The organism is Nocardiopsis sp. KDC1DS13DA1, from assembly GCF_055632325.1.
The window spans coordinates 25,323-42,158 of record NZ_JBVMUY010000058.1; the positions used below are offsets into that span (position 1 = coordinate 25,323).

General features: G+C 74.3%; 14 protein-coding genes. 7 read left to right on the plus strand and 7 right to left on the minus strand.

Annotation, left to right across the window (positions count from 1 at the left end; genetic code table 11):
* Nucleotides 1-57: 57 nt before the first annotated feature.
* Nucleotides 58-669, plus strand: coding sequence for a TetR/AcrR family transcriptional regulator (locus tag ACTVAJ_RS29260; protein ID WP_470391535.1), 612 nt, complete (start codon nt 58-60; stop codon nt 667-669).
* 4 nt (nt 670-673) lie between these two features.
* Here ACTVAJ_RS29260 and ACTVAJ_RS29265 read toward each other — a convergent pair whose 3' ends face one another.
* Nucleotides 674-1,225: a hypothetical protein gene (locus ACTVAJ_RS29265; RefSeq protein ID WP_470391536.1), complete on the minus strand. Its 552-nt coding sequence runs from the start codon at nt 1,223-1,225 to the stop codon at nt 674-676.
* Entirely contained in the window at nt 1,222-2,025 is an 804-nt protein-coding gene (locus tag ACTVAJ_RS29270) for an IclR family transcriptional regulator domain-containing protein (RefSeq protein ID WP_470391537.1), read from the minus strand. The genes ACTVAJ_RS29265 and ACTVAJ_RS29270 overlap by 4 nt, the downstream gene beginning before the upstream one ends.
* 172 nt (nt 2,026-2,197) lie before the next feature.
* Here ACTVAJ_RS29270 and pcaD point away from each other — a divergent pair, with 172 nt between their 5' ends.
* Complete coding sequence (gene pcaD, locus ACTVAJ_RS29275; protein ID WP_470391538.1) at nt 2,198-2,965, plus strand: 3-oxoadipate enol-lactonase; 768 nt, start codon at nt 2,198-2,200, stop codon at nt 2,963-2,965.
* Nucleotides 2,966-3,079: 114 nt separating this feature from the next.
* Here pcaD and ACTVAJ_RS29280 read toward each other — a convergent pair whose 3' ends face one another.
* The 5 genes from ACTVAJ_RS29280 to ACTVAJ_RS29300 all read right to left on the minus strand — a co-directional run bounded on the left by ACTVAJ_RS29280 (nt 3,080) and on the right by ACTVAJ_RS29300 (nt 10,363).
* The gene (locus ACTVAJ_RS29280; protein WP_470391539.1) at nt 3,080-3,916 is read right to left on the minus strand and encodes an SAM-dependent methyltransferase; all 837 of its coding nucleotides are present in this window, start codon (nt 3,914-3,916) and stop codon (nt 3,080-3,082) included.
* A 347-nt stretch (nt 3,917-4,263) separates the two neighbouring features.
* The gene (locus ACTVAJ_RS29285; protein WP_470391540.1) at nt 4,264-5,001 is read right to left on the minus strand and encodes an SWIM zinc finger family protein; all 738 of its coding nucleotides are present in this window, start codon (nt 4,999-5,001) and stop codon (nt 4,264-4,266) included.
* Nucleotides 4,998-7,994, minus strand: a complete 2,997-nt coding sequence (locus ACTVAJ_RS29290; RefSeq protein ID WP_470391541.1) for an SNF2-related protein — start codon at nt 7,992-7,994, stop codon at nt 4,998-5,000. Before ACTVAJ_RS29290 ends, ACTVAJ_RS29285 begins: the two co-directional genes overlap by 4 nt.
* Before the next feature lie 129 nt (nt 7,995-8,123).
* Nucleotides 8,124-9,530, minus strand: coding sequence for an MFS transporter (locus ACTVAJ_RS29295; RefSeq protein ID WP_470391542.1), 1,407 nt, complete (start codon nt 9,528-9,530; stop codon nt 8,124-8,126).
* Between the two features lie 8 nt (nt 9,531-9,538).
* Entirely contained in the window at nt 9,539-10,363 is an 825-nt protein-coding gene (locus tag ACTVAJ_RS29300; protein WP_470391543.1) for a glycerophosphodiester phosphodiesterase, read from the minus strand.
* Nucleotides 10,364-10,515: 152 nt separating this feature from the next.
* Between ACTVAJ_RS29300 and ACTVAJ_RS29305 the strand changes: the two genes are divergently transcribed.
* The 5 genes from ACTVAJ_RS29305 (at nt 10,516) to ACTVAJ_RS29325 (ending at nt 16,755) form a co-directional block, all read left to right on the plus strand.
* Nucleotides 10,516-11,007 (plus strand): Rv3235 family protein, encoded by a 492-nt coding sequence (locus tag ACTVAJ_RS29305; protein WP_470391544.1) that lies wholly within the window; start codon nt 10,516-10,518, stop codon nt 11,005-11,007.
* A 316-nt stretch (nt 11,008-11,323) separates the two neighbouring features.
* Nucleotides 11,324-13,222, plus strand: a complete 1,899-nt coding sequence (locus ACTVAJ_RS29310; RefSeq protein WP_470391545.1) for a S9 family peptidase — start codon at nt 11,324-11,326, stop codon at nt 13,220-13,222.
* Between the two features lie 485 nt (nt 13,223-13,707).
* The gene (locus ACTVAJ_RS29315; RefSeq protein WP_470391546.1) at nt 13,708-14,718 is read left to right on the plus strand and encodes a C40 family peptidase; all 1,011 of its coding nucleotides are present in this window, start codon (nt 13,708-13,710) and stop codon (nt 14,716-14,718) included.
* Between the two features lie 80 nt (nt 14,719-14,798).
* A complete protein-coding gene (locus ACTVAJ_RS29320) occupies nt 14,799-14,975 on the plus strand; it encodes a hypothetical protein (RefSeq protein WP_470391547.1) in 177 nt (58 codons plus the stop codon).
* A gap of 196 nt (nt 14,976-15,171) precedes the next feature.
* Nucleotides 15,172-16,755, plus strand: coding sequence for a glycosyltransferase family 2 protein (locus ACTVAJ_RS29325; protein ID WP_470391548.1), 1,584 nt, complete (start codon nt 15,172-15,174; stop codon nt 16,753-16,755).
* Nucleotides 16,756-16,836 lie beyond the last annotated feature (81 nt).

Genomic DNA, 16,836 nt, shown 5'->3' on the forward strand with positions numbered 1-16,836 from the left:
TTAGTGCGCGATGTACGCTAGCACGGAACGCGCATTAACGGAACAGGAGTCCCTTTAATGGTGACGGGTGAGGAACCGGGCACCGTACGGCCCGGCGGGAGGACGGCGCGCGTGCGCGCGGCGGTGCTCCGCGCGGCGGGTGACGCGCTGGCCGAGCACGGCGTCGACCGGCTCGACCTGGCCGACGTGGCCCGGCGCGCCGAAGTCGGCAAGACGACCGTCTACCGGCGCTGGGGGAGTGTGCCCGCCCTGGTCGCCGACCTGCTGGAGGACATGGCCGAGCAGTCCCTGCCCAGGGTGGAGACGGGGTCGTTGCTGGAGGACCTGACCGCCAACGCCCGCCTGGTGCGCGACACCCTGACCGACCCGCGCCAGGGGGCGCTGTTCCGTGCGGTGATCGCCGCGGCCACCTGCGACGACCGGACGGCGAGCGCCCTGCACCGGTTCTACGCCGCCCGCGTCGGCGAGTGGGCGCCCTGCGTGGAGGCGGCCGTCGGGCGGGGGGAGGTGCCGCGGGGCACCGACGCCCGCGAGGTGGTCCGGGCGGTGTCGGCGCCGCTGTACTACCGTGCGCTCGCCAGCGGCGACCCGCTGGACGAGGAGAGCGCGCGGCGCGCGGCCCGGGCCGCCTTCGAGGCCGCCCGGGCCGGGGTGTACGTGCGCCCGTGAGGGGTCAGCCGCCCGGGTGGTCCCCGCGCCCTCCGCCCGGCGGGTCCAGGTTCCACACCGCGGGCAGGTCCGCGTCGCACAGCGCGCAGACGAAGAAGCCGTCCTTGACGAGGTTGCGCTCACCGCACGCCGGGCAGCGCCGGAAGACGCACGGCGACGTCAGGCCGTCGGGACGGACGATCCCGGCCCGGTCCAGCGCGGCGGCCACGGCGGGCCAGCAGTCGGGATCGGGGCAGTACCCGGTCGACTGGTTGCTCACCCCGACCACGCGCCAGTCGCCCCGGCGCCACCCGAAGGTGATCTCCCCTGCGGCCAGGACCCGCTCCCCACCAGCGCAGACCACGTGCTCACCGCGCCGGGGAGCCACGCGGAGCACGCCGTCCAGCCCGACGACGAAGGTGAACGGCTCCTCCCGCTCGCCGGGTGCGCGCGCGGCCAGCCACGCGGCCAGGTCGTCCGTCCCGCGCACGGCCCGACCGCCCGCCCCGGCGCGGACCAGGGTGAGCGGTTCGGCGGGTCCGACATAGGCGTACCGCCGAGGGGCGGCCCCGCTCACCGCTCCGCGTCCCGGCGCGCCACCGCGACCAGATCGGCCTCGATCAGCGCCGCGGTCTCCAACAGGGCGGGCAACAGGCGGTCGTGGACGTCCTCGAGGGAGGAACGGGCGGCGTGCGCGGACACGTTCACGGCCGCGACCACCCGGCCGGACGCGTCGCGCACGGGTGCGGCCAGGGCGCGCAGGCCCTCCTCCAGTTCCTGGTCCACGACCGCGTAGCCGCGGCCGCGTACGCGGACCACCTCGGCGCGCAGTTCGGCCCGGTCGGTGATGGTGTGCCGGGTGAGTTTGGGGAGTTCGGCCCTGGCGAGGAAGGCGTCGAACGCCCCGTCGTCGAATCCGGCGAGCAGGACACGGCCCATCGACGTCGCGGCCGCCGGGAAGCGGGTACCCACGGTGATCGCCACGGTCATGATGCGCAGGGTGGCCACCCGGGCGACGTAGACGATCTCGTCCCCGTCCAGGACGGACACCGACGCCGACTCGCTCACCCGGGCCGACAGGTCCTCCAGGTGGGGTTGGGCGACGTCGGGCAGCCCGGCCGAGCACACGTAGGCGTAGCCGAGTTCGAGTACGCGCGGGGTGAGGGAGAACAGGCGCCCGTCGGTGCGCACGTAGCCCAGGTCGGTCAGTGTGAGCAGGAAGCGCCGCGCCGCGGCGCGGGTCAGGTCGGTCGCACGGGCCACGTCGCTCAGGGTCATGGACGGCCGCTCGGCGGAGAAGGCACGGATCACCGTCAGTCCCCGCTCCAGGGACTGTACGAAGTGGGTGCCGCGGGCCGGTTCGGCTTCGGTGGACATGGGGCCTTCCTGGTCGGGACTGGGGGCGGGCGGGAGCGGGAACGCCCGTGTTGGCTGCGATGCTGTCACACCGTCCGGCTGTCGTCACTCCCCCGGTGCGCGGATCAGCCAGCCGGAAGAGGGGTAGGACCGGCGGCGTGGAAGGTACCGACACCGAACGAGGAGGAACCCGATGAGCGTCGACGTCCACCACGTCGAGAGCGGGCCCGAGGACGCCCCGCCACTGGTGCTGGCGGGCTCACTGGGGTCCACGGTCCGGATGTGGGGGCCCCAGGTCGAGGCGCTCTCGACCGCGTTCCGGGTGATCCGCTACGACCAGCGCGGCCACGGGGGCACCCCGGCGCCCCGGGGCCCCTACTCCATGGCCGACCTGGGCGGGGACGTCCTGCGGCTCCTGGACCGGCTGGGCGTCGAGCGCGCCCACTTCGCCGGGCTGTCCATCGGCGGGATGGTCGGTCAGTGGCTGGGCGTCCACGCGCCCGACCGGATCGACCGCCTCGCCCTGCTGGCCACCTCCCCGTACATGGGGCCGCCGAGCGCGTGGCGCGACCGTGCCGCCGTCGCCCGCGACCAGGGCCCGGCCGCACTCGCCGACGCGGTCGTGCAGCGGTGGTTCACCCCCGGTTTCGCCGAGGAGCACCCGAAGGACGTGATCCTCATGCGCGACGACATCGCCGCCACCGACGCCGAGGGTTACGCGGGCTGCTGCGAGGCGATCGAACACCACGACGTGCGCGAGGAGCTGTCCCGGATCAGGGCGCCCACCCTGGTCGTGGCGGGTGCCGACGACCCCGCCACGCCCCCGCGCGGCCACGGCGACCTCATCGCCCAGCGCGTACCGGGTGCCCGCATGGTGGTCCTCGACGACGCCGCCCACCTGCTCTCCTGGCAACGGGCCGCCAGGGTCAACGGTCTGCTGACCGAGCACCTCACCGGCTGAGGACACGCGCAGCCCCCGGCCGCGGACGCGTCGCGGCCCGCCGCCCTCCCCGTCCCGGTCCCGGGTCCTCCCCGCAGGGAGGCGACGACGCGCCGGGCGGGGCACGGCCACCGCTCAGCGCTTGACGGCCACCCCCGCCATCTCCCACAGCTTCACCCCGGGGTCGGAGGGGCGGGGGAGGGGGGCGCGCTCGGGGTGGCGCCAGGTGGCGCAGTCGACCGTGCGCGGCCCGTGGTCGCGATCGTCGTTCCAGGGGCTGACCAGCTCCAGACCCCGGAAGACCGCCGACGCCTCCCGCTCACCGCGCACCCGGCCCCAGGGGGTGCCAAAGGACAGGATCTTGCGCGTGATCCAGTCCCCGGCGGCCGGGTCGTCGGTGACGCAGTGGGAGAAGATCAGCCAGGAACCGGGCGCCAGCCGGTCCATGAGGGCGCGCATGGCGTCGAAGGGGTCGTCCTCGTCGGGCACGCAGTGCAGCAGGGAGACGGCCATCAGGCACACCGGCCGGCCGGTGTCGATGAGCCGCCGTGTCTCGGGCGCGTCCAGGATCCGGTCGGTGGCGCGGATGTCGTCGTGCAGGAACGCGGTGCGGCCCTCGTCGCTGATCAGCGCGCGGCCGTGGACGGCCACGATGGGGTCGTTGTCGACGTAGACGACCCGGGCCTCGGGGTTGGTCCGCTGCGCCACGTGATGGGTGTTGTCGGCCGTCGGCAGGCCCGCTCCCAGGTCGAGGAACTGCTCCACGCCCCGTGCGGCCACGTACTCGACCGCGCGGGAGAGGAACGCGCGGTTGTCGTTGGCCAGGGACAGCACCTCCGGGACACGGTCCAGTAGTACGTCGCAGGCCACCCGGTCCGCCTCGAAGTTGTCCTTGCCGCCCAGCAGGTAGTCGTACATGCGCGCGATGCTGGGGGTGTCCATGTCGATGTCGGGGGGGAAGCGATCGGCCATGTGTGGTCCGGGGCGCGCCGACTCCTGGAGCCGGGGCGGATCCCTGCCTCCTTCTGTGCGATGCGGGTACGGCCGCCGGGTGCGGTGCGACCGACGGTCGTGTGGGTGGGCGTCGGCGCGGGTCACGGCGGGAAGGCCGATCGCACGAGCGGGCCGGGGCGGGTGCGGGACGCGGCGGGCGTCGACACCCTCGCGTGGAGTGGCTGGCTCCACGACAGGGGCGGCGGAAGCGGGCACCGCAGCGGAGGCACACCCCCGCGGCTCGTTCGCGCGGTGCGGTCTCCACCGGAATCGTAACCGTGGAACTACGCACCCATCGGCGTTTTCCACAGAAAATCCGACGGCGTTTATTCGCTTTTCCGGGAGGGGCCTCCGCCCCGGGGGAACATCGGCAGTCCGTCGGCGACCGCGCCCGGCGCCGCCGCCCGCACACGGGTTCCCGCCGCCTCCGGCAAGCGCGGTGGTGAGGGGGGTTCGGGCGCCGACCAGAAGTCGGCCGCGCGGAAGGGCGCTCCCACCCGGACGTTTCCGCCGGGCCGTTCCCCCGCATCCGGTTCCGCTTTCCCGGGGAGCCTCCGCACCGGATCCGCCGACGTCCCCTTTCCCGGGCCGGACAGCGCCGTCACCCGTTCCACGAGTGCGCGACGCTCCCGCCCGGCCCACCTGGCCAGGGCGAACGGGTCCCGGTCGGCCTCACCGCCCAGTGCCGCGGCCGTCGCGGACAGGTGGGAGCACCGGCCCTCCCACCGGTCGCACGAGCAGGTGGCGACCAGGTCGGCCCACCCGCGCGGCACCAGGTCCAGCCCCAGGACCCCGAAGACCCGTGCGGCGGCCACCGGCAGCTCCCCGGCCGCGAGCCGGGCGCGGAACACCGGCTGCGAGGCCAGCGCCGCGCACGCCCGCTCCCACTCGGAGTCGGGCAGCACCGTACGGATGAGGCTCGCCTCGTGGACGGCGCCGCGGGCGTCGCGCACCCGGGCGAGGACCTCACCGGGGCGCACCGCCAACCGCTCCACACCGCCACCCGGGTCGCCGTCCCCGCTGCCCAGGGCCCCGGCCACCAGGGCCGACCACGTCGCGCTCATCCGGCCACGGCCTCCGGCGCCAGCCGCACCACCGCGCGCAGGTCCTCCACCGCCAGCCCCGCCAGCCACTGCTCCCCGGTGGCCACCGCGCCGTCGGCCAGTGCGCTCTTGCGCTCGATCATCTCGTCCACCCGCTCCTCCACGGTGCCCACGCACACCAGTTTGCGCACCTGTACGTCCCGCCGCTGCCCGATCCGGAACGCCCGGTCGGTGGCCTGGTTCTCCACCGCGGGGTTCCACCACCGGTCCACGTGCACCACGTGGTTGGCGGCGGTCAGGTTCAGCCCGGTCCCGGCCGCCCTGAGCGACAGCAGGAAGACCATGGGTCCGGGAGCGTCCTGGAAACGGCGCATGAGCTCCTCGCGCTCGGAGCGCGGGGTGCCGCCGTGCAGCCACAGCACCGGCACCCCCAACCGGGAGCGCAGATAGGGCGCCAGCCGTTCCCCGAACCGCGCGTACTGGGTGAAGCACAGCGCCTTGTCGCCCTCGGCCGCGGCCTCGCCCAGGATCGCCTCCAACCGGTCGAGCTTGCCCGAGCGTCCCGCCAGAGCCGACCCGTCCCCCAGGAACTGGGCCGGATGGTTGCAGATCTGCTTGAGCCGGGCCATGGTCGCCAGGACCAGGCCCTTGCGCTCCCTCTCGTCGGCCTCGGACATCCGCTCGGCCATGTCGTCGGCGACCGCCTTGTACAGCGAGGCCTGCTCCGGGGTGAGCGTGCACCACGTCCGCATCTCGAACTTCTCCGGCAGGTCGGCGATGATCGACCGGTCGGTCTTGAGCCGCCGCAGCACGAACGGCCGGGTCAGGCGGCGCACCAGGTCGGTGGCGGCGCCCGCCTCCTCATCGTCGGCGCGGTCGGTCACCGCGCGCTGGAAGTCCTGGGCCGACCCCAGCAGCCCGGGGTTGGCGAAGTCCATGACCGACCACAGTTCACCCAGGTTGTTCTCCACCGGGGTCCCGGTCAGGGCGATCCGCGTGGCGGCGGGCAGCGACCGCACCGCCCGCGCCTGCCGTGTGCCGTGGTTCTTGAGCGCCTGGGCCTCGTCGCACACCAGACGGTGCCAGGGCAGCGCGGCCAGCTCCTCGGCGTCGCGGGTGACCACGCCGTAGGTGGTCACCACCAGGTCGCAGTTGCCCACCAGCCGCGCCAGCGCGTTCCCGGACGGCCGGTCCGGGCCGTGCTGGACGTGCACGCGCAGGCCCGGGGCGAACCGGGCGGCCTCGCGCGACCAGTTGCCCACCAGCGACACCGGGCACACCAGCAGTGTCGGACCCGGGGCCGGTGAGCGGTCCCGCTCGTCGGTCAGCAGGGCCAGCAGCTGCACCGTCTTGCCCAGCCCCATGTCGTCGGCGAGGATCGCGCCCAACCCGAGTTCACCGAGGAAGCGCAGCCACGACGCACCGCGGTCCTGGTACGGGCGCAGGGTGCCGGCGAACCCCTCCGGTGTGCCCACGGGACGCAGCCGCGCCGAGACACCGCCCTCCAGCAGCGCGCCGATCGGCCCCTCGGCGACGACGTCGGTCACGGGCAGGGGGGCGGCGTCCGCCACCCCGATGGCGGCGCGCACCGCCTCGTCCCTGCGCGTCCACCCCCGGCCCCGTTTCCGGAGCGCCTCCAGGGCGGCACCGACCCTCTCCGGGTCGATCTCCATCCATCTGCCGCGCACCCGCACCAACGAGCGTTTGAGCCGGGCCAGCTCCGCGAGCTCGTCCAGTTCCTCCCCGGACAGCGGCTCGGTGGACCCGGACCCGTTCACCAGCGCCTCGAAGGACACCCGGACCAGGTCGTCGACGCCCACACCCCCCTTGCGCCGCCGCGGCTGCTCCTCCACGGTCATGCGCAGACCGAGCGCCCGGCGGCCGCTCCACTCGGGCAGCACCACCCCGAACCCCGCCGAGCCCAGCCGCGGCGCCGCCTCGGAGACGAACGCCTGCGCCCCGGCCGTGTCCAGGAGCAGCCGGGCGGGCGCCAGGTCGCGCAGCGCCCGGTGCAGGGCGGGGTAGTGGCGGGCGGCCCGGCGCAGGTCGGCCAGGGCGGTCTCACCCACGTCGCGGGGCAGCCACGCGGCGCCCTCGCCCAGCCACACCCGTTCCAGGGGCAGGCGCAGGCTCGGGTCGCTCACCGAGCGCACCCAGAACCCGACCTCCCACGGCCCCTCCCGGTCCGGTTCGCGCAGCAGGAACAGCAGCTGGGCCCGGCCGGAGCCGCGGACCCGCGACCGCCACTCGCGCAGCGGAGCGCGCAGTGCCCCGGCGGTGGCCGCGTCGACCCGGGTGTCCCCGCCGGTGAGTGCGGCCGCCAGGTGCTCCGCCGGTCCGTCCGCCCCGGTCCGTCCGCCGGCCTCCGGGCGGCGGGCCAGGCGGCGGGCCACGGCGTCGGTGAGCAGCTCCAGGGGCGCGAGCACGCAGGCCCGTGCCACCGTGTCCGGGGCCTCGTCGGGAAGGTGGGCGCGGGCCGCGGTCGGAAGGGAGTCGGTGAGCGCCGCCAGGTGCTCCTCGGCGGCCTCGACGGGGGCGGGCCGCCACCGGGCGCGCGGCGGGTCGCCGACCAGGTCGGGCAGGACGCACCCGGTCTCGACGAGCCGTTCGGCGAAGCCGCGTACCGCCCTCAGGTGCGCCAGGGCGGGACCCACCGCCAGACCGTCGCGCGGGGTGTCCAGGGCCGCCAGCAGCGTCTCGGCGGTCCGTGCGTCGAGGAACAGCGCCGGGACCCGCCAGGGCGTCAGGTGGGCGGGGGCGCCTCCGGGGCCGTCGGCGCCCGCCGCGGAGTGTGACGGGGCCCGGCCGTCTCCGGGCAGGACGAGGCGCAGGTCGTCGGCGGGCGGGCCCCCGGCGCCCAGGGGCCTCAGCAGGGAGCGCAGGTCGTCGGCGGGCAGGGCGAAGGGGTGCCGCTCCGGAGTCCCGGCCGGGCCCGGGGGAGCCGACGCCGGGCGGGGCCGCTCACCCCACACCGCCAGCGCGTCCCCGACCCACGACCCGTGCAGGACCAGCACCGCGCCTCCCCGTCCTGTCGTCGGTTCTCAGGGCGTGTCCCGTGGACGCCGCCCGTCGCGCGGCAGGGTAGGTGTCCGCGGACCACGCCCCAGTATGACCGGGCCCGACGACAGGCCGGGACCGCCGCCTCACAGGCGGCTGGGCACCTCGTTGCCGACCGCGGCGATGCCCTCGCGCATCCGGGTCCGCCACAGCAGGGCGCCGCCCAGGAGGAAGAACAGGATGAGGGAGAGGATCGCCGTCCGGTAGCCGCCGGTGAGGCTGACGGCGATGGTGACGGCCAGCGAACCCAGGAACGTCGACCCGCGGTCGGAGATCTGGAACAGGCTGAAGTACTCCGCCTCGCGGCCCTTGGGGATCAGCTGGGAGAACATCGACCGGGCCAGTGACTGGGTGCCGCCCAGCACCAGGCCGATACCCACGCCCATGGCCACGAACAGCGGTACGTTCCCCACGGGGAGGAAGTAGGCCAGGGCGACCAGCGCGCACCACACCGCCAGCGATCCCAGGACCGTCGCCTTGGTGCCGACCGCGCGCGCCACCCGCCCGGCGGTGAAGGCGCCCACGAAGGCGACGAACTGGATGACCAGGATCGTCGCGATCAGCGCGCTCTCGTTCAGTCGCAGGTCCTGGCTGGCGAACGGCGCGGCGTACCGGATGGCCGCCTGGATGCCGTCGTTGAAGAAGATGAACGCCAGCAGGAACAGGATGGTGTTCGGGTACTGGCGCATGTCGCGCAGGGTGTGCCCGAACTGGCGCAGCGACGCTCCGACCCTCGGCCGCCCCCGCGTCCCCGCGGCCAGCGCGCCGTAGCGGTCGCGCAGCGGGCGGACCGCCAGGACCGTGAAGCCCACCCACCACAGGCCCACCGAGGCGAACGCGATCCGGACGGCGTGGTCGGTGCCGATCCCCAGCGAGTCGGCGGACAGGACCAGGCCCAGGTGGACGGCGAGCAGCAGGGCGCCGCCCAGGTAGCCGATCCCCCAGCCGGTGACCGACACCCGGTCGCGCTCGTCGGGGGTGGAGATCTCGGGCAGGAACGCGTTGTAGACCACGATCGACAGCCCGTACAGCACGTTGGCCAGGACGAACAGCGCGGCGGCCAGGTGGTAGCCCCCGGTGGCCGCGTACAGGCCCGCCGTGCACGCCGAACCGCCCGCGGCCAGCCAGAACAGCCACCGCCGCTTGTGCCTGGACTGGTCGACCATCGCGCCGACCACGGGCAGCAGGACGATCTGGAGCAGGATGGCCACGGTGGTCAGCGCCGGGTAGAGCGCGTTCGGGTGCAGCGTGACCGCGTCCACGCCCAGCGGCGTGATCGACAGCGAGGAGTCCTGACACGCGCCGGCGTCGGCGGCTCCGGCCGAGGCGCACGCCAGATTGCTCATGTAGGGGCCGATGAGGACGGTGACCACCGAGGTGATGAACACCGAGTTGGCCCAGTCGTAGACGTACCAGCCGCGCTGCTCGCGTCTGCGCTGGGCGGCGTCGTGGGAGGGGGAGCCCTGGGTCGTCGGCTCCTGGGTGTTGGCCATGGGGGACGCTATCCGTTCTTCAGGGTGCCGTCGGTGCCGCGGGAGGGGGCCCGCCACCGGCCGCGCCGGGTCAGGACCCGCCTGAGCCCGACGGTGTTGTCGGTGACGATCCCGTCCACTCCGGCGTCGAGCAGACGGCTCATCACGTCCGTGTCGTTGACCGTCCACACGTGCACCTGGAGGCCCAGGCGGTGCGCGGTGCGGATCAGGTCACGGCTCAGCACCGGGAACGTGCCCTGCCACAGGGGGATCTGCGCGCACACGGGCACCCGGCTGGCCAGGGCGCGCAGCAGGGGGGAGAGCGAGGCCACCCGCAGGCGCGCCACGTCGACGGGGCCGCAGGAGGTGGCGACCGGGCGGTCGAACAGGCGCCGGGCGCGGTCGAGGCGGAACTGGTCGAAGGAGCCCACGCACACCCGGTCCCAGGCGTTGGTGCGGCGCAGCACGTCGCGCATCGGCAGGACGGCCGAGTCCGACTTCAGGTCGATGTTGAACCGCGCCTCCGGCCAGGACCCCAACAGGTCCTCCAGCACCGGCACCGGTTCGCGTCCGGCGACCCGGGCCCGCGCCACCTCCCGGTAGGGGAGGTCGCCGATGGCGCCGCTCATGTCGGTGGTCCGGTCCAGCGTGTCGTCGTGGAAGGCCATGAGGACGCCGTCGCTGGTGGCGTGCACGTCCGTCTCCAGATAGGTGTACCCGAGGTCGACGGCGTGCTGGAAGGCCACGGCGGTGTTCTCCAGCTCGGTGCGCCGGACGCCCCGGTCGTCGGTGAACCACCCGCCCCGGTGCGCGAGGGCCAACGGAGTGGGGGAGGAAAGGTACGCGTTGGTCACACTGGCAGTATGCCGCCTGTCCGGGACGGCCCGTTCCCCGGACGTGTGGCGCCGTGGCCAAGAAACCTGGAATTCCCGGTGGCGTGTCGGCGGCGTCGGGTCCTCCGAGTCCGGGTGAAGGTGCACGACCTCTCCCGGAAGGACACCCCTCCATGGCCCACGCCGCCCGACACCCGCTGTGCCCGCGCCCCGACTGCCGGAACGGCCGCACTCCCGCGCACCGGCCCGTCGCCACCCCCGCCAGGACCCCGCTGCGCCGACCGCGCGGGGGACGGTGCGGTGCTCCGCTCCAGGGCCACCGCACCCCGGGCGACGTGTACCACCTGGCCCAGCGGATGGCGGAGGTCCTGGTGGGCCGCCGCGCCCCGGAGGTGATGCGCGACCAACTGGCCGCCCCGGTCCGGGAGGAGCTGCGCCGGTTGCGCGGCAGCGTCCCGTGCGGGATCGCGCCCAGGCTGGGGCGCGTCTTCCACCAGGCCCGTCCTCCCGCGTCGCTGGAGGTCAGCGCCGTCATCGCCTGCGACCTGCGGGCGCGGGCGTTCGCCTTCCGCGTCGACCGCGCGGGCGGCCGGTGGGTGTGCACCCTCCTGGAGACCGACCGCGTGCACGGGTCGCTGGCGCGGTCCCGGCAGACCCCGGGGTGAGGCGGGGCCCGCGGGGCGGGCCGCCCCGCGCGGCGGCCGCGTGGCGCGCGGCACGGCTCCGGTGCCGCGCGCACGGATCGGCGGGTCCTGCGTCCTGGATTTCCCGAGTGGGACGCGGATAGGGTCCCCGTGGGTCGGTTCCCTCCGGACCGGTGGGAGTCGGCCCGTCCGGATGGCGGTCCCGTCCCACCTGCTCGGGATACGACCACCCCTCCGTCGTGCCAGCCACGCGGTGCCCCCGGACAACGGACCCGCCGCCAAGGAAAAGGAGGGGCCGTCCGGCTCACCCCCGTGCCGCGACGGCCGAGATCGGCGTATGCGACCTTCTGACATCGTCCACCTGCACAGCATCAGCGCCCCCACGCTCTCGCCGGACGGCACACACGCCGTCTTCTCCGTGATCCGCCCGGATCTGGAGGAGGACACCTACACCGGTGCCCTGTGGTCGGTTCCCACCGACGGCTCCGCGCCGCCCCGCCAGCTCACCCGCGGCACGAGGGACGACGCGCCCGTCTGGTCGCCCGACGGCAGGTGGATCGCCTTCCTGCGTCCGGACGACGACAGGAGAGCCCAGCTCCACGTGCTGCCGGCCGACGGAGGTGAGCCCTGGAAGGTGACCGGTCACCCGCTCGGTGTCTCCGCGGTGCGGTGGAGTCCGGACTCCACCCGCCTGGCCTACACCGCTCGGATCCCCGAGGACGGGCGGTACGCCGGCGCCGAGCCGGGCAAGGAGCCGCCCCGCAGGATCACCCGGCTCAAGTACCGTCTCGACGGCCTCGGCTTCACCGGCGACCGCCGCTCCCAGGTGTTCGTCACCGCGCCGATCGACCCCTCCGGTGAGCCGGGCGAGCCGGTCCGTGTCACCGGTGCCGACACCGACCACGGCGCCCCCGCGTGGAGCCCGGACGGCTCCCTGCTGGTCTTCGCGGCGGCGCGGCACGACACCCGCGACACCGACCTGGTCGAGGACGTGTGGGTGTGCGCTCCCGAGTCGGGCGCCGTGCCGCGCCGCCTCACCGCGGGCGACCTGTTCGCGGGGGCGCCCGTCTTCGCCGCCGACGGAGCCACCGTGTACTTCCTGGCCGACGAGCTCGGCTCGGACCTGAACGACTTCGTCGGACGGACCACGGGCGTGTGGTCGGTCCCGGCGGACGGCTCGGCGTCCCCCACCCGGTTGACCCCGGAGGAGGGCCCGCGCGCGACCGGTGAGGTCCGGGTGACCGACGAGGGACTGGTGACCCGGATCGAGGACCGGGGTGCGGTGCACCTGGTCCGGGTGCCCTTCGCGGGCGGGGAGCCGACCACGCTGGTCGGCGGCGCCGTGGAGGCCCAGTCCTTCGACCACCGGGGCGGTGTGACCGTCGCGGTGGTCGCCGACGGCGCGGGCAGCGGTGAGCTGGTGCGCGTGACCGAGGACGGCGAACAGGACCTGACCTCCTTCTCCGAGGGTCTGGACCCCCGGCCGATGACCGAGCTGACCGCCCGCACCGCCGACGGCTACCCCGTGCACGGCTGGGTGACCCTGCCGGAGGGAGAGGGGCCGCACCCCGTCGTGCTCATGATCCACGGCGGTCCGCTCGCCCAGTACGGCTGGCAGCTCTTCGACGAGACCCAGGTCTACGTCGAGGCCGGGTACGCGGTGGTCATGTGCAACCCGCGCGGCTCGTCCGGTTACGGGCACGAGCACGGCCGCGCGATCATCGGGTCGGTCGGCCCGGTCACCGCCACGGACGTGCTCGCCTTCCTCGACGAGGCCCTGCGCGACGAACGCCTGGACGCCTCGCGCGTGGGTGTCATGGGCGGCTCGCACGGCGGTTTCATGACCACCTGGCTCGCCGCGCACCACGGCGACCGGTTCAGGGCCGCGGTCACCGAGCGCGCCGTCAACGCGATCGACAGCTTCCAGGGCTCCTCCGACATCGGCGCCTTCTTCCCCGGCCCCCTGTACGGGCCACCGGAGACGTGGGTGAAGGAGAGCCCGCTCACCTACGCCGACCGGATCGACCTCCCGGTCCTCATCATCCACTCGGAGGAGGACTGGCGCTGTCCGGTGGAGCAGGCCCAGCGCCTGTTCGTGGCGTTGCGCACGCGCGGGCACGAGGCCGAGATGCTGCTCTTCCCGGGTGAGGGGCACGAGCTGTCGCGGTCGGGGCTGCCCAGCCACCGGGTCGCCCGTTTCGAGGCGATCCTCGACTGGTGGTCACGCCACATCTGACCAGCTCAGGGGGCGGGTCCGTGGGGCCCGCCCCCTTCCCGCGGTGTGTGTGATACATGTCACACCATGCGGCGTCGTCCGCTCCGGTTCGGGGGGCGGTGCGCGCGGGGTCCGCGCCGCGACGTCCTCGGCGTGGACGGCGATCCACCCCTTCGGAGGGGTATGTTCGCAGGTCAAGAGGGTTGCCCAAGGGAAGGTAACGAACGGGTCGCGAATCCTTCCATGATGGTTTAGTGTTCCCACCAAGCCGGAACGCCCGAGTGATCCCCACAAGGGGGACAGTGTCCGGTTTCCGTTGCACTCTGCTCGCTCGTAGTCCTCTTTCCCACGAGCAGAGGCCGCCGCAGCAGACCCGGCCCACCTCCCGCGGCCCCTTCGCGCCGACGCCGGATCCCCCGCCCACGCAGAGCCCCACGCCCGACACCGGCGTGCCCTCGGCGCTGCCCGGCGGCGGTAGACGGGTGTGGGAGAAAGGCAGTCATCCCTTGACTCGCAACCCGGAACCCCGTGCACGCGTACGGCACCGACTCGCGACGGTCGGATGCGTGGCCGCCGGCGCCGTGCTGCTCTCGTCCGGCGCCGCCCTGGCCGACACCTCCCAGGAGGAGGCCCAGGGCCGCTACGAGGAGCTCCAGCGTGAGCTCTCGGAGCTGAACGAGGCCTACAACCAGGCGGAAGAGGACCACGAGGCGGCCCAGGCCCAACTGGAGGACGTCGAGGAACGCCTGGCCCGGGCCCAGGAGGACCTGGACGCGATGTCCGGCGACGTCGTCCACATCGCCCAGGCCGCCTACACCGGAGGGACCCACAGCCTCCTCAACGTGATCTTCGAGGGCGCGCCGGACGACGCCCTCCGGAGCGTCGCCGACCTGGACTACCTGTCCGTAGGCCAGCAGGTCGTCCTCGCCGACTACGTCACCGAGGTCGAACGGGCCGAGGACCTGCGGGAGGAGGCGGAGGAGGCCGAGACGGCCGCCGCCGAGGCGCTGGAGGAGGCCGAGGCCGCCCAGGCCGACGGTGAGGCCGCGCTCGACGAACAGGCCGAGGTCCTGGCGGAGCTGGGCGGGGTGGACCCGACCTCGGGTTCGGCCGCGGGCGCGGACACCGCTGCGGCCGCGCCCGTCGCCGCCTCCGGCGACGTGCAGGCGGTCCTGGACTTCGCCCGCGCCCAGATCGGCAAGTCCTACGAGTGGGGCGCCACCGGACCGGACTCCTACGACTGCTCCGGCCTGGTCCAGGCGGCCTGGGCCCAGGCGGGTGTCAACCTGCCGCGGACCACCTACGACCAGGTCAACGCCGGTACACGGATCTCCCGCGACCAGGTGCAGCCCGGTGACCTGCTGTTCTTCTACGACGAGTCGGCGCCCAGCCACGTGGGCATCTACTCGGGCAACGGGAACATGATCCACGGCTCCAACCCGTCCAAGCCGCTGGAGGAGGTCGCCCTGGCCGACTACTGGGACGGTGTGTTCACCGCCGCCGTGCGCGTCGGCTAGGGGCGTGGGCCTGACGGTGCGCCGGTGTCCGGGGCGGATCACCACTGCGGACACCGGCGCATCCGCGTATTCTGTGTCGAATGGGACGTCTTCTGCTGAAAATCGCCGCGGGTCTGGCGGTCGTGCTCGTGTTCTTCTGGCTGCTGTCCATCGTGGTCGGCGTGCTGGTGTGGGGTCTGATGATCGCCCTGCTCGTCGGCGTGGTCTGGCTCGGGATCAGGATGCTCGGGGCCGGTGGGGGCGGTTCCGCGCGCTGAGGTGGGCCGGCTCCCGCGGAACGCGCCGCACGTGACGGCGCCCGGCACGCGACCGGCGCCGGGATCGGCGGACACGACCGATTCGTAACACATCGGTGATCGGCGCCCCGCCGTGGGTAATCATGGCTATAGTGACCCTGTGTCACTGAATAATCACGTAGCGTCTCATGTCGACGGGGTCTCCCACCGAGGCCGTGTGGAACGGGTGCGTACCCGCGTCTTCCGCAACGACTGGAGCGCGCTGACGCCGCCGTCCCCCGGAGAGTGGGCACCCGACCTGCGCGTCAGCGTCGTCATCCCCGCGCGCGGCGGCCAGCGCCGCCTCGACCTCGCGCTGGCCGCCCTGGCCGTGCAGACCTACCCCGACCGCCTCCTGGAGGTCGTGGTCGTGGACATCCACACCACGCCACCCCTGCGGCTGCCCACCGTCCGCCCCCGGAACTGCCTCCTCGTGCGCGCCCCCGAGGGCGTCTGGGGCGCTGGCTACGCGCGCGCCCTCGGAGCCCACGCCAGCACCGGCGACATCCTCCTCTGGATGGACGCCGACATGGTCGCCTGCCCCGAGTTCGTCGAGGCGCAGGCCCGGTGGCACCACACCCACGCCGAGGCCGTCACCCTCGGTCGCGTCCGCTTCGCCGACACCGGACCGACCGACCCCGCCGACGTGATCGCGCGCGCCCGGACCCGGACCCTCCACGACACCCTGGACACCGGCCGCCACCACGAGTGGGTCGAACACCTCCTGCGCGACAGCGGCGACCTGCGCGACGCCGACCACCTGGGCTTCCACGCCTACGTCGGCGCCGCGGCGGGCCTGCGGCGCAGCCTGTACGAGGCGGCCGGAGGCGTCGACCCCGACCTCGACCTGGGCCAGGACACCGAGTTCGGCTACCGGCTCTGGCAGGCGGGTGCCGTCATGGTCCCGGAGAGGGCCGCCACCGCCTGGCACATCGGCCGCGCCACCACCGCGCGCACCCGCCTGCCCTCCGAACGCTTCCGCACCGAGGTGCTCGCCGAGCTCATGCCCCACCCCCACGCCTACCGCGAACCCCTGCCCGCCCACCGCCGACGCGTCCCCCTGGTGCACGCCGTCGTGGACGTCTCCGGAGCCCCCTACGACCTGGTGCGCGGATGCGTCGACCGCATCCTGGACAGCGCCGAGACCGACCTGGGCCTGACCCTGGTCGCCGATTGGGAGGGCGCGGGCTCCGAGTCCGCCCCTCCGTGCGGACCCCACCTGGACCTGCGCCTGGTCCAGGCCAACTACCTGCGTGACCCCCGCGTCTCCTTCGCCTCGTCCGCCCCCCGGACCGGGTTCCCCTCGCCCTTCCTGCTGCGGGTGCCCGTCACCTGGGGGCTGGGGCAGGTGGCCGTCTCACGCATGCTGGCCAGTGCCGAACGCGCCCGCGCCGGGATCACCGAGCTGTTCCCCGCGACCTCGCCCACCCGCGACGCCGGGGTCCGGCTCTGGCGGACCCGCGCCCTGGCCCGGGCCCTGCGGGTCCGCCGGGACGGGGAGGACCTCGGCGACGTGGTGGCCGAACTCCACGGGCGCTACCGCATCCACGCGGGCGAGGAGACCCTCACCGACCTGTCGCTCTACCGTTCGGTCCCGCCGCCGCCGCGGCCGGCCCCCGACACCCGTCCGCCCCTCGCGGGCGGGGCCGCCGGGGACACCGCGCCCCCGGACCACGGACCGGACCGCGTCCCCGAACCGCGCGGGCCCCGGCGGTTCGGGGAGTGGCTGCGCACCCTGCGGGGCCGGCGGGGCCGGCACTAGGCTGTGTTTCCTGGGTCCTGCGCTTGGCTTCGGACCGGGTTCGGGCGCCCTAAGGACAGGGGTTGTTCCTCCTCGGCGTCG

What these genes read in the sequence shown, in the direction of transcription:
- pcaD (WP_470391538.1), top strand. Translation starts at nt 2,198, where the DNA reads ATGAGCGTCGACGTCCACCACGTCGAGAGCGGGCCCGAGGACGCCCCG.
- ACTVAJ_RS29305 (WP_470391544.1), top strand. Translation starts at nt 10,516, where the DNA reads ATGGCCCACGCCGCCCGACACCCGCTGTGCCCGCGCCCCGACTGCCGG.
- ACTVAJ_RS29310 (WP_470391545.1), top strand. Translation starts at nt 11,324, where the DNA reads ATGCGACCTTCTGACATCGTCCACCTGCACAGCATCAGCGCCCCCACG.
- ACTVAJ_RS29260 (WP_470391535.1), top strand. Translation starts at nt 58, where the DNA reads ATGGTGACGGGTGAGGAACCGGGCACCGTACGGCCCGGCGGGAGGACG.
- ACTVAJ_RS29285 (WP_470391540.1), bottom strand. Translation starts at nt 5,001, where the DNA reads ATGAGCGCGACGTGGTCGGCCCTGGTGGCCGGGGCCCTGGGCAGCGGG.
- ACTVAJ_RS29295 (WP_470391542.1), bottom strand. Translation starts at nt 9,530, where the DNA reads ATGGCCAACACCCAGGAGCCGACGACCCAGGGCTCCCCCTCCCACGAC.
- ACTVAJ_RS29270 (WP_470391537.1), bottom strand. Translation starts at nt 2,025, where the DNA reads ATGTCCACCGAAGCCGAACCGGCCCGCGGCACCCACTTCGTACAGTCC.
- ACTVAJ_RS29280 (WP_470391539.1), bottom strand. Translation starts at nt 3,916, where the DNA reads ATGGCCGATCGCTTCCCCCCCGACATCGACATGGACACCCCCAGCATC.
- ACTVAJ_RS29320 (WP_470391547.1), top strand. Translation starts at nt 14,799, where the DNA reads ATGGGACGTCTTCTGCTGAAAATCGCCGCGGGTCTGGCGGTCGTGCTC.